11 protein-coding genes are annotated in these 11,197 nt (G+C 72.1%); 6 read left to right on the forward strand and 5 right to left on the reverse strand.

Going from position 1 to position 11,197, the window contains the following annotated elements; translation table 11 throughout:
- The first annotated feature begins 57 nt into the window (after positions 1-57).
- Positions 58-843 carry a GntR family transcriptional regulator gene (locus ACFWN1_RS15850; protein WP_384362003.1) on the forward strand — a complete coding sequence of 262 codons (786 nt, stop codon included), beginning with the start codon at positions 58-60 and terminating at the stop codon, positions 841-843.
- Positions 844-1,348: 505 nt separating this feature from the next.
- On the opposite strand, the gene ACFWN1_RS15855 is transcribed toward ACFWN1_RS15850, so the two are convergent.
- A complete protein-coding gene (locus tag ACFWN1_RS15855) occupies positions 1,349-2,110 on the reverse strand; it encodes a phosphoglyceromutase (RefSeq protein ID WP_384362005.1) in 762 nt (253 codons plus the stop codon).
- 140 nt (positions 2,111-2,250) lie between these two features.
- Here ACFWN1_RS15855 and ACFWN1_RS15860 point away from each other — a divergent pair, with 140 nt between their 5' ends.
- Complete coding sequence (locus ACFWN1_RS15860; RefSeq protein WP_384362008.1) at positions 2,251-3,531, forward strand: MDR family MFS transporter; 1,281 nt, start codon at positions 2,251-2,253, stop codon at positions 3,529-3,531.
- A 1-nt stretch (position 3,532) separates the two neighbouring features.
- Here ACFWN1_RS15860 and ACFWN1_RS15865 read toward each other — a convergent pair whose 3' ends face one another.
- Positions 3,533-3,958 (reverse strand): DUF2000 family protein, encoded by a 426-nt coding sequence (locus tag ACFWN1_RS15865; RefSeq protein WP_384362011.1) that lies wholly within the window; start codon positions 3,956-3,958, stop codon positions 3,533-3,535.
- A gap of 50 nt (positions 3,959-4,008) precedes the next feature.
- On the opposite strand from ACFWN1_RS15865, the gene ACFWN1_RS15870 reads away from it, so the two are divergent.
- Positions 4,009-4,803, forward strand: coding sequence for an AraC family transcriptional regulator (locus ACFWN1_RS15870; protein WP_384362014.1), 795 nt, complete (start codon positions 4,009-4,011; stop codon positions 4,801-4,803).
- Positions 4,804-4,810: 7 nt separating this feature from the next.
- Here ACFWN1_RS15870 and ACFWN1_RS15875 read toward each other — a convergent pair whose 3' ends face one another.
- Positions 4,811-5,314: a YbjN domain-containing protein gene (locus ACFWN1_RS15875; RefSeq protein ID WP_384362017.1), complete on the reverse strand. Its 504-nt coding sequence runs from the start codon at positions 5,312-5,314 to the stop codon at positions 4,811-4,813.
- Positions 5,307-6,644, reverse strand: coding sequence for a D-inositol-3-phosphate glycosyltransferase (gene mshA, locus ACFWN1_RS15880; protein WP_384362020.1), 1,338 nt, complete (start codon positions 6,642-6,644; stop codon positions 5,307-5,309). The genes ACFWN1_RS15875 and mshA overlap by 8 nt, the downstream gene beginning before the upstream one ends.
- Before the next feature lie 176 nt (positions 6,645-6,820).
- Between mshA and ACFWN1_RS15885 the strand changes: the two genes are divergently transcribed.
- The 3 genes from ACFWN1_RS15885 to ACFWN1_RS15895 all read left to right on the forward strand — a co-directional run bounded on the left by ACFWN1_RS15885 (position 6,821) and on the right by ACFWN1_RS15895 (position 10,600).
- Positions 6,821-7,630: a class I SAM-dependent methyltransferase gene (locus ACFWN1_RS15885; protein WP_384362023.1), complete on the forward strand. Its 810-nt coding sequence runs from the start codon at positions 6,821-6,823 to the stop codon at positions 7,628-7,630.
- 256 nt (positions 7,631-7,886) lie between these two features.
- A complete protein-coding gene (locus ACFWN1_RS15890) occupies positions 7,887-9,047 on the forward strand; it encodes an NlpC/P60 family protein (RefSeq protein WP_384362026.1) in 1,161 nt (386 codons plus the stop codon).
- Positions 9,048-9,301: 254 nt separating this feature from the next.
- Positions 9,302-10,600, forward strand: a complete 1,299-nt coding sequence (locus ACFWN1_RS15895) for a PP2C family protein-serine/threonine phosphatase (protein WP_384362029.1) — start codon at positions 9,302-9,304, stop codon at positions 10,598-10,600.
- 122 nt (positions 10,601-10,722) lie between these two features.
- Here the strand turns inward: ACFWN1_RS15895 and ACFWN1_RS15900 are convergent, their stop codons facing one another.
- The gene (locus ACFWN1_RS15900; RefSeq protein ID WP_384362041.1) at positions 10,723-11,079 is read right to left on the reverse strand and encodes a DUF2516 family protein; all 357 of its coding nucleotides are present in this window, start codon (positions 11,077-11,079) and stop codon (positions 10,723-10,725) included.
- Between the last annotated feature and the right edge of the window lie 118 nt (positions 11,080-11,197).

The following is an 11,197-nucleotide window of genomic DNA, read 5'->3' on the forward strand; positions in this document are numbered from 1 at the left end:
GCTCTCCACCGTAGCAACAACACTTGCCCACTCGTCTAGATATCTAAAGGAGTATCTATGACCTCTCTACCGAGCGTTCTCGGCGCGCTGGACCCCACGAGTGATCGTGCGGTCTTCCGGCAGATCGCCGACCAGCTGCGCGAGGCCATCGACCGTGGGCGCTTCAAGGAAGGCGAGAAGCTGCCCTCCGAGGCCGAGCTGGTCGAGCACTACGGCGTGTCCCGGATGACGGTCCGGAACTCCTTCTCGATCCTCACGGGCGAGGGCCTGGTGCACGCCGAGCACGGCAAGGGCGTCTTCGTCAGGCCCCGGCCGCCCGTGCGCCGACTCGCCTCCGACCGCTTCGCCCGCCGCCACCGCGAGCAGGGCAAGTCCGCGTTCATCGTGGAGGCCGACGCCACCGGCAGTCATCCGCAGGTCGACAGCCTGGAGGTCAAGGAGGAGAAGGCGAGCCAAGACATCTCCACGCGCCTCGGCTCCGTGCGTCGCGTGCTCGTCCGGCGTCGCCGGTACCTGCTCGACGGACGCCCGGTCGAGTTCGCCACGTCCTACCTCCCGCTCGACATCGCCCGCGGTACCCAGATCGCCGAACCCAACCCCGGCCCCGGCGGCATCTACGCCCGTCTCGAAGAGTTGGGGCACCACCTCGACCACTTCGAGGAAGAGCTCCGCGCCCGGATGCCTTCGCCCGCAGAGGTCAAGACGCTGCGCCTGGCCGCAGGCGTGCCGGTCATCCACCTCGTCCGCACCGCCTTCGACACCGAGGGCCGGGCCGTGGAGGTCTGCGACACGGTGATGGCGGCCGACGCGTACGTACTCTCCTACCAGCTTCCGGCGACGTAGACGCAAGGCTTGTCAAGGGGGATCGGTGTCGGCGAGGAGTTGGTGGCTCATGCAGGGGGACCGCCTCTTGGGAACGGTGTGACCTGGTGAGATCGATATGTTCTGGGCGGACTGTCGTTTCGAGCCTGGCCCTGGATGGGCCAGCGTCCGACCGCTCTTCGACGCCTCGCGTGATGCCTGGTTGGCTCACGACCTGCAAGCTGCTCTGACCGCTGATGAGCGCATCCGTCAAGAAGCCCTCGTCCTTGTCCCAGATGACGGCGGTGAGCTTGCGATGGACTTCGTGATTCGGATCCATGAAGACCGGGCCCGTCTCAAGTGGTGATGCCAACAGGGGTGCTGGCGTTTTCACTCGAAGGAACTCGTACACACCGACACCTCGGCGGCGCTTGGTCGGGCGTCCGAGCTGGAACCGAGGCAGCCGCCGTCTTCGAGACGGCCCGGAGGCAGCAGCAAGCCCCCTACTCGCGGAGAAACCGCAGGTAGAGGGCTTGATCAAAACTGCCTACTTCTTCTTCCCCTGGTTCTTCACAGCCTCGATCGCCGCCTTCGCCGCCTCCGGGTCGAGGTATGTGCCGCCCGGGGTGACCGGCTTGAAGTCGGCGTCCAGCTCGTAGTACAGCGGGATGCCCGTGGGGATGTTCAGGCCCGCGATGTCCTCGTCGGAGATGCCGTCCAGGTGCTTGACCAGGGCGCGCAGGGAGTTGCCGTGGGCGGCGACCAGGACGGTGCGGCCGTCGAGGAGGTCGGGAATGATGTCGTCGTACCAGTAGGGGAGCATGCGCTCGACGACGTCCTTGAGGCACTCCGTCCGGGGGCGCAGCTCCGGGGGGAGGTCCGCGTAGCGGGCGTCGTCGAACTGGGAGTACTCCGCGTCGCGCGGGAGCGGCGGCGGCGGGGTGTCGTAGGAGCGGCGCCAGAGCATGAACTGCTCCTCGCCGAACTCGTCCAGCGTCTGCGCCTTGTCCTTGCCCTGCAGCGCGCCGTAGTGGCGCTCGTTCAGGCGCCAGCTGCGCTCCACGGGGATCCAGTGGCGGTCCGCGGCCTCCAGCGAGAGCTGGGCCGTGCGGATGGCGCGCTTCTGCAGGGACGTGTGGACCACGTCGGGCAGGAGACCGGCGTCCTTCAGCAGCTCGCCGCCGCGTACCGCCTCCTTCTCGCCCTTCTCGTTCAGGTTGACGTCCACCCAGCCGGTGAACAGGTTCTTCGCGTTCCACTCGCTCTCGCCGTGGCGGAGGAGGATCAGCTTGTACGGTGCGTCGGCCATGCCCCAGAGCGTAATCCACCCCCAGGACGGGTCGCCGCGCCGCCGACGGTTGACGGCTTCTGTTAATCGAGTGGTCTTCGGCGACCCCACCGCAGTAAGTTCCACTCAGCGCAAGTGCCACTTACCGAGGGGTCCCGTCCATGTCCAGCGCGTCCACCGCCGCACCGGGCCGGCTGCTCGCCGCCGCCCGGTCCTCAGTCTCCGGGCTGCCCCGCGCGTTCTGGTGGCTGTGGGCCAGCACGCTGGTCAACCGGCTCGGCGCGTTCGTCGCCACCTTCATGGCGCTCTACCTCACCCTCGACCGCGGCTATTCCGCCTCCTTCGCGGGTCTCGTCGCCGCCCTGCACGGCCTCGGCGGGGTCGTCTCCTCGCTCGGCGGCGGGGTGATGGCCGACCGGCTGGGCAGACGGCCCACCCTGCTGATCGCCCAGCTCGGCACCGCGTTCTCCGTCGCGCTGCTCGGCTTCGTCCACGACCCGGCGGCGATCGCGTCCGTCGCCTTCCTCGTCGGCGCCGCCTCCAACGCCTCCCGGCCGGCCGTGCAGGCGATGATGGCGGACATCGTGCGCCCCGAGGACCGGGTACGGGCGTTCTCGCTGAACTACTGGGCGCTCAACCTCGGCTTCGCGATCTCCTCCGTCGCCGCCGGCTTCATCGCCGAGTTCAGCTACCTCGCCGGCTTCCTCATCGAAGCGGGGATGACCCTGGTCTGTGCGGTCCTCGTCTTCCTCAAGCTGCCCGAGTCCAGGCCCGCGCCCGCCGCCAAGCAGGCCGGGGAGCCCGTGACCGGCTTCGGCACGGTGCTGCGCGACCGGCGCTACATGGCCGTCGTCGGCCTGTGCTTCCTCGTCGCCCTCGTCTTCCAGCAGGGCTCGGTCGGCCTGCCGGTCGCGATGGGCCAGGCCGGGTTCACCCCCGCCGACTATGGCACCGCCATCGCCGTCAACGGCATCCTGATCGTCGCCCTCCAGATCCCGGTCACCCGCTTGATCGAGCACCGCGACCCGCGCCGGCTGCTGGTCATCTCCTCGCTGCTGGCGGGCTACGGCTTCGGGCTCACCGCCTTCGCCGGGTCGCTCGGCGTCTTCACGCTCACCGTCTGCGTGTGGACCCTCGCCGAGATCGTCAACGCGCCGACCCAGACCGGCCTCGTCGTCCGCCTCTCGCCCGTCCACGGCCGGGGCCGCTACCAGGGCGTCTACAGCCTCTCCTGGTCCGTCGCCGCCCTGGTCGCCCCGCTCATGTCCGGCACGGTCATCGACCACCTGGGCGCCGCGTGGCTCTGGGGCGCGTGCGCGGTCATCGGCACGGTGGCCGGCCTGGGGTACGCGCTGCTGATGCGGGGCCTTCCGGCGGAGGCGACGGAGGTCACCACCGTCGACGCCGCCCCGGCCCGCCCTTCCGTCGAGAAGGCCGTCTGAGCTACGGGTGCATCCTCGCCCCCTTCACCACCTTGTCCACGCCGCCCTTCGGGCCGTACACCGCCAGGCCGACCAGATCCAGGTCGGCGGTGGGCACGGCCCGTACGGCCGCCCGGTTGTCGGTGTCGTTGCCGGTGGAGAAGAGGTCGGCGGTGAACACGGCGCGGGTCAGCGAACGGCTCAGCGCACGCGCGTGGGCCGCCCGCAGCACCTCCTTCGTCGCCTCGAAGACCAGTACCGGCTGGCGGAACATCGGCAGGTAGCCGACCCCGCCGGCATCCTCGTACGGGGCGCCGATCACCTCCGGGATCTGGCTGCTCAGGCCGCTGACCAGGAACGACGTGACGTTGAGGCGCTGCCAGGCCGCGAGGTCGTCCCGGAGGAGCACGGCGATCCTGGTGTCGAGACGCAGGGGCTGTTCACTCATGGTCCCGAGCCTGCCGACGTTCACCCCGCCGGGTCTTGTACGTTTCTTGCGTGGCCGCTCACCAGCCGGAAGTCTCCGCGTGGCGCCCCTTGGTCCCAGGCGTCGTGGAGGTCTTCCACGCCCGGTTCACCGAGTACGCGTACCCGATGCACGTGCACGACTCCTGGACGCTGCTGATCGTGGACGACGGCGCCGTACGGTACGACCTCGACCGGCACGAGCACGGCACCCCGCGCGACACCGTCACCCTGCTGCCCCCGCACGTCCCGCACAACGGCTCCCCCGCCACCCCGCACGGCTTCCGCAAGCGGGTGCTGTACCTGGACGGCAGCCGGCTCAGCCATGATCTGATCGGCGCGGCCGTCGATCAGCCCGATCTGCGGGACCCGGAACTGAGGGCGCGCGTAGGGCGGTTGCACCGGGCACTCGCACTCCCCGGCGAGGAACTCGCGGCGGAGAGCGGGCTCGTGCTGGTCGGTGAGCGCCTGCGGGACCACCTGAGCCACCACGATCCCGAACCTCCGCGCGCCGACCCGGTGTTGGCCCGCCGCCTGCGCGAACTCCTCGACGCACGCCTCACCGACGGCCTCACCCTGACCGAGGCGGCCACGCTGCTGCACGCCCATCCCGCCCATCTGGTACGGGCGTTCAGCGCCGCCTACGGCATCTCCCCGCACCGCTACCTGACCTCGAGAAGAGTCGGCCGGGCCAGGAAGCTGCTGCTGGACGGGCTGGCGCCGGGCGAGGTGGCGGTGGCGACCGGGTTCTACGACCAGGCCCATCTGACCCGGCACTTCCGGAAGTTGGTCGGGGTCACGCCGGGCCGCTACCGCAACGGCGCCTGAGAGCTGCTCAGTCGCGGTCCAGCAGATGCGCGAAGGCGTCAAGGTTGCGGGTGGACTCCCCGCGTGAGACACGCCAGGCGTGCTCGCGGCGGATCGCGGAGGCGAAGCCCAGTTCCAGCAGGGTGTTGAAGGCGCCGTCGGCCGCTTCGAGGAGCTGGCCGAGCAGGCGGTCGATCTCCTCGGGGGTGACGGCGGCGAGCGGGAGGCGGGCGGTGACGTAGATGTCGCCGAGCCGGTCGACCGCGTAACTCACGCCGTAGAGCTTGAGGTTGCGCTCCAGGAGCCAGCGGTGGACGCCCGCCTCGTTCTCGTCGGGGTGCCGGATGACGAAGGCGTTGACGGAGAGGGTGTGGCGGCCCACCCGCAGCGAGACGGTGGTGGAGAGCTTGGCGGTGCCGGGGAGTTTGACCACGAAGGAGCCCGGTTCGGGGTTCTCCCACTCCAGCTCGGCGTCCTTCAGCGCATCCTCGATGGTGCGCGCGGCCCGCTCCGTCGCCTCGGTGTCAGCCATGCTGCGAGCGTACGCGACGGCGGTGGGACTGGGTGGCGGCCGCGTACACGTCGGCGGTGGCGGAGGCGGAGGCGTCCCAGCCGAACCCGAGCGCGTGCCGGGCGGCGGCCGCGCCCATACGGTCGGCCAGGCCGGGGTCGTCGGCGAAGCGGCGCAGCACACGCGCGTAGTCGGCCGGGTCGTGGCCCTGGACCAGGAAGCCGGTCTCGCCGTCCCGCACGGCCACCGGCAGACCGCCGACCGAGGCGGCGAGCACCGGCGTGCCGGCCGCCTGCGCCTCGATGGCGACGAGCCCGAAGGACTCGCTGTAGGACGGCATGACCAGCACGGACGCGGCCCGGAACCAGTCCGCGAGCTGCTCCTGCCCGACCGGCGGCCGGAACCGCACGACGTCCGCGATGCCGAGCCGCGCGGCGAGCTTCTGCAGCCCCTCCGGCTTGGCGAGCCCGCTGCCGCTGGGACCGCCGACGACGGGTACGACGACGGTGCGGCGCAGCTCGGGACGCTCGTCCAGCAGCCGGGCCACCGCGCGCAGCAGCACGTCGGGGGCCTTGAGGGGCTGTATGCGGCCCGCGAAGAGCGGTATGAGCGCGTCCTCGGGCAGGCCGAGGCGGGCGCGGGCGGCGGCGCGGCCGTCCAGGGGGCGGAAGCGGTCGAGGTTGACGCCCGGGTGGACGACGGCGACCTTCGCGGGGTCGGCCTCGTAGTGCCGGACCAGCTCGGCGGCCTCCTCGGCGGTGTTGGCGATGAGGCGGCGGGCGGCGGAGACGATCTGGGTCTCGCCGATGACCCGGGCGGCGGGCTCGGGGGTGTCGCCGGTGGCCAGGCTGGCGTTCTTGACCTTGGCCATGGTGTGCATGGCGTGCACCAGGGGGACGCCCCAGCGCTGGGCGGCGAGCCAGCCGACGTGCCCGGAGAGCCAGTAGTGGGAGTGGACGAGGTCGTAGTGGCCGGGGCGGTGACCGGCCCACGCCTGCATCACACCGTGGGTGAAGGCACAGAGCTGGGCGGGCAGATCCTCCTTGGCCAGTCCCTCGTACGGGCCCGCGTCGACGTGCCGGACGAGGACGCCGGGGGCCAGGTCGACCTTGAGGGCGAGGTCTCCGGCGGTGGCCCGGGTGAAGATCTCCACCTCGATGTTGAGCGCGGCCAGCCGCTGGGCCAGCTCCACGATGTAGACGTTCATGCCGCCCGCGTCGCCGGTGCCGGGCTGGTGGAGCGGTGAGGTGTGCACGGAGAGCATGGCGACCCGGCGTGGCCTGCGGTGCAGTCGCAGCCGGGGGGCGGTCGCCGGGGAGCGGCGCCCGAGCCTGCTGACGTACTGGCTCACTGGGCTTCCTCCTCGCTCGGGCATGCCTGAAGGAGGACCGTCCGAGTCCTCCGAGGGAGGCAACAACGGAGGGGCTTCTTCCCATTTCCCGATCAAGCGGTTTTACCGAATCATGACCGTGATTCGCTCAACCGTTCGGCCAGGAGTGCCCGCGCCGCCCGCTTACCCTCATAGACATGGCACCCCGCACGACCTCTCGCCCGGTAGGCACGGTGACGCGCGGGACGACCAACCCGAACCGGCTGCGCCGCATGGACCGCTGGATCGCCGCCACCCACGGCACCGAACTGCGCCGCGCGGCCGATCCCCTGGCCGTCGACCTCGGGTACGGTGCGGCGCCCTGGACCGCCGTCGAACTGCTCGGCCGGCTCCGTACCGTCGCCCCGCACGCGCGCGTGGTCGGCGTCGAGATCGAACCGGAGCGGGTCGCGGCCGCGAAACCGTACGAGCGCGACGGGCTCGCCTTCCGGCACGGCGGCTTCGAGATCCCCGTACCCGGCCGCCCGCTGCTGATCCGGGCGGCCAATGTGCTGCGCCAGTACGACGAGGAGCAGGTCGCCGCCGTGTGGCGGGGGCTGTGCGCGCGGCTGGCACCGGCGGGCGGGGTCTCGCGCGGGGGGCTGCTGGTGGAGGGCACCTGCGACGAGATCGGACGGCGGCACGTCTGGGTGGCGCTCGGGCCGGAGGGGCCGCGCACGGTCACCTTCGCCACCCGGCTCGGCTCCCTGGAGCGCCCCTCCGACCTGGCGGAACGGCTGCCGAAGGCGCTGATCCACCGCAACGTGCCGGGCGAGCCGGTGCACACCTTCCTGCGCGACTTCGACCGCGCCTGGGCCGCCGCCGCGCCCTACGCGGCCTACGGCGCCCGCCAGCGCTGGCTGCGCACGGTCCGGGACCTCACGGCCGACTGGCCGGTGACGGACGGGCCCGCACGCTGGCGGCAGGGTGAGGTGACGCTGAACTGGGCCGCGCTGAGACCTCGCTGAAACCTGTTCACCTGTTCACCTGTTCGAGGGAATCGCGACGACTTCGGAGGCTCGCGGGAACGAACTCCGGGCCCGGATCGTCAGACGGGCGGGAAGATCGCGGGAAGGCCCGGAGAGATCGCGGGGAGGCCCTGGGAGGCGCGGGGAGCCGGGGAAGTACGACTTCGTACGACCTCTGTCACTTCGCGCGGGATCGTGGCACGATCCTGCGGACGGACCTAAGTTACTGACGGTAAATCAGCTTGGGGGGACTGTTATGGGTAGGGGCAAGCACGGGCTGCTCGCCGCCGCCGTGACCGTGGTCTGCGCGGTCACCGTACTGGCGGTGCCTGGCACGGCGTTCGCGTCGGTGCCGGCCATACCCGCCGGGCCCTCCGCGGCTCCCTCCGCGCGCGCCACCCCCGCGCCGTCCGCCACGCCGGCCACGCCGGCCCCCGCGCCCGTCCCCGACGCGGAGCTGGAGAAGGTCCGCGCGCGGCTCGACGGGCTCTATCACGACGCGGCCGTCGCCACCGACGCCTACAACGCCGCCGAGGAGAAGACGCGGAAGCAGTCCGCCCAGCTCGTCCGGCTGGCGAAGCGGACGGACGCGGCCCGTACGAAGCTCGCCGCGCTGAGGAACCAGGCGGGCGCCGCCGCCCGCGCCCAGTACCGGGACAGCGGCCTGCCGCCCATGGCGCGGTTCCTGCTCAGCGACAACCCGGAGCGCTTCGCGGACGGCGCCGGCACCCTGCTGAACGGCGCGCGGGCCACCAAGAAGCTGATCGCCGAGACCGACCGCGTCGAGCGGCAGCTGAAGCGGGACACCGACGACGCGGCCGCGCGCTGGAAGACGCTGGAGCAGGACCGCAAGGCGAGGGCGGCCGCCCAGAAGACGATCCAGGAGCGGATCGCGGACGCCGAGAAGCTCGAATCCCGGCTGGCGAAGAAGGAGAAGGAGCGGCTGGCCGAGCTGGAGCGCCGGGCCGCACGCAAGGCCCAGACCGCCTGGCTGAAGAGCGGCGTCCTGAAGAGCGGCGCCCTGAAGAAGGCGGCCGACAGCGCCGCCGCGACCTCCCCCGCGACCTCCGTCGGGGCCAAGGCCGTCGCCTTCGCCACCGCCCAGCTCGGCAAGCCGTACGTCTGGGGAGCCGAGGGCCCCGACTCCTTCGACTGCTCCGGCCTGACCTCCCAGGCGTGGGCCGACGCGGGCACCCCGATCCCGCGCACCTCGCAGGAGCAGTGGCGGCTTCTTCCGCGCGTGGACGTGTCGGACATGCACCCGGGCGACCTCGTCATCTACTTCGCCGACGCCACCCACGTCGGGATGTACATAGGGGACGGGAAGATCATCCACGCCCCCCGGCCGGGCCGCGCGGTCACGGTCACCGGCGCCGGCACCATGCCGATCCTGGGGGTCGTACGCCCGGACGCGTGACCGGCGCCGCACTCCGCCCGCCCTGTGACCGACGGCACGCGGGCGGTGCGGAACCACGTGAGCTTCGTCATCCCGGGTCCCCGCGCCACGCGGCCCAACCGCGGTACGGGGCACGGCATATGACGGCGGTATACGTGTTCCGGACGCGGCCCGCCCCGTTCCGTCCGGGCGGCCGGTACCGCTAGGGTCACCGGTCGGCGGTCCGAGGCCTCTCGACACCGCCCTGCCCTCGGGGGAGGGAAGGAACCAGGAAGATGCCCGTACCCGTACCGCGGCAGAGAGCGGTCCCGGCCGCCGAGCGCGGTCCGGCGCAGGTCTCCGCCGTAGCCCTCACCGAAGAGGCGCACCGTGACACCGCCGCCCTCGGCGCGGCGCTCACCGTGCTGCTCGTCGAGGACGACCCGTCCGGCGCGCTCGTTCCCGAACTGCGGGACTCGGCCGACCGGCCGCTCCGCGTACGTACCGCCCGCAACCTCACCGAGGCCGGGCGCCTGCTCACCCCCGACGTGCAGTGCATCCTGCTCGACCTCGCCCTCCCCGCCACCGGCCGCACCGGTACGGACACGGAGGACGCCGACGAGCTGGCCGTGCTCAGGCAGGTGCTCGAGCTGGCGCCGCGGCACGCCGTGATCGCGCTGACCGCGTCCGGCGACGCCGAGCGCGGCGCGGAGGCCGTGCGCGTGGGCGCCCAGGACTACCTCTTCCGCGACGAGCTGGACAGCCGGCTGCTCAGCCGCGCCATCCGGTACGCCGTGGAGCGCAAGCGTTCCGACACCGCCGAACGGCGGCTGGCGGAGGGCCGGCTGCGCGCACAGGAGAACCGGCGCCTGGAGCGCGGGCTGCTGCCGACCCCGCTGCTGGAGGGTGCTGGGCTGCGGTTCGCCGCGCGCTACCGCCCCGGCCGCTCCCGCGCGCTGCTCGGCGGCGACTTCTACGACGCGGTCCGTACCCCGGACGGCACCGTGCACGCCATGATCGGCGATGTCTGCGGCCACGGCCCGGACGAGGCCGCGCTCGGCGTGGAGCTGCGGATCGCCTGGCGGGCGCTGACCCTGGCCGGGCTGTGCGGGGACGATCTGCTGGGCACGCTCCAGGAGGTGCTGGAGCACGAGCGCTCGGACGAGGAGATCTTCGCGACCCTCTGCACGGTGGACATCGCGCCCGACGGCCGTCGCGCGGGCCTCTGCCTGGCAGGCCACCCGGCCCCGCTGCTGATACGCCCCGGCGCCGCCCCGGCCCCCCGGCTGCTCCCCTTCGACAACAACGGCCCCGCCCTCGGCCTCCTCCCGGGCGCCCGCTGGCCCCGCACCCAGGTGGAACTCGGCGCCGAGTGGAGCCTGATGCTCTACACCGACGGCCTCATCGAGGGCCGCACCTCCCCCGGCGGCCCCCGCCTCGGCCAGGACGGCATGGTGGACATGATCCGCCGCCAGCTCTCCGAGGGCCTGCGCGGAGAGGACCTGCTGCGCGCCGCGGTCAGCGAGGTCCGCCACCTGAACGGCGACGAGCTGACGGACGACGTCGCGGTGGTCGTGCTGGACCGGGTGGCGTAGGAGCTGCCGCCGGGAGGCGGGTCGCCGTCTCGCCGGCCGGAGCCACAGACTCCGGCGCACCCAGCCGGCCGCGGGCAGCGACGCCGGCCCCCGCCGGCCACCTCGCCGAACCGGCGGAGCCCTCAGCGGCCACCGTTGTACGGGCCGTACGGGCCGTCGCTGCTGCTGCCGCCCCGGCCCTTGCGGCCCCAGCCGCCGCGGTTGCCGCCGGTGAGGGCCTTGACGGCGGGGCGGACGTCCACGAGGTAGACGATGCTGGCGACGGCGCCCGCGATCGGCAGGATGGACAGGATCGAGAAGAGGTAGCTGACCACGAGGGCGATGCCCAGGATGATCAGCCAGAAGATCTTGTTCTGCTTGCCGGCCGCGCGGAACGCGTCCTCACGCCGGAAGGCCGCGTCGAACAGCCCGAACGCGGCCAGTGCCATGAGGACGATCTTCAGGAGTCCCATGAACCCCTCGAAGCCCAGCATCAGCATGTCGTCCACCGCTCCTTGCCTTCGTAATCGCTGCCGTCACGCTACCCGCAGAACGGGCCGGGCACCCGGATGGTGCCCGGCCCGTGACCTCGTCCGGCGTCCGCCCTCACTTCGCCGG

This window comes from Streptomyces sp. NPDC058459 (genome assembly GCF_042721685.1).
In the GTDB taxonomy this organism is placed as follows: Bacteria; Actinomycetota; Actinomycetes; order Streptomycetales; family Streptomycetaceae; genus Streptomyces.